The organism is Paraburkholderia sp. J69-1 (assembly GCF_905220255.1).
GTDB lineage: Bacteria > Pseudomonadota > Gammaproteobacteria > Burkholderiales > Burkholderiaceae > Paraburkholderia.
Window position 1 is genome coordinate 1 of the sequence record NZ_CAJMZG010000084.1, and the last position, 703, is coordinate 703.

Sequence of the window (703 nt, forward strand, 5' to 3'; positions counted from 1 at the left end):
TGGCGGTGCGATCACCTCAGCCAATGACGTTTCATTGACAGCAGCCGGAGCAATTAGCCTTTCTGGTGTGCCAGTACAGGCCAGCGGCACACTTTCTGTCGATGCCGGGACTGACCTTGATTTGCGCGATGCGCAGATCCTGGCAAATGGCGACGTTTCTCTCTTAGCAAGCGGATCGCTTGCGACTGAAGGAAGTACAGTCGGAACAAACGCAGACACGAGCCTTGAGGCCTCGAATATCACCATTGCCGACGATGACCTTGCAGAGTCCGAAATCACGGCGGACGGCAGCCTGACGATGACGAGCTCGGGCAACATAACCAATACCGGCAGCCTTATCCAGGCTGGCTACATTTCTACAAGCGGCGAGGCAGCCGGTGGCGATCTGACGCTCCAGGCGAGTGGCAATGTGACGAACCTGTCAGATCCTGCCAATCTGGGAATCCTGTTCGCTGCCAACGGGACCGCTTCGATCGCCGCTGGCGGGCAGATCACGAATGAAAATGCACGCATTCTTGCCAATGGCGGTATTACACTTGCTGCCGACGGCGACGTAGTCAATGAAATTGAGCATACGTCAGGGATCAGTGGAGGCACGCCGGTCGCATATTCCGACGAGGGGGGGCGCTTTCTGTTCTTTCAGCACACCTCCAGCGGCGTGAACATCGATTATGGCACCGTGACGGATCCGGACCAGTTGTCT

Annotated in this window: 1 pseudogene; it reads left to right on the forward strand. The window is 56.9% G+C overall.

What is annotated here, in order from left to right:
* A pseudogene (locus U5A67_RS40475) lies at positions 1-703 on the forward strand (filamentous hemagglutinin); the annotation flags it as partial.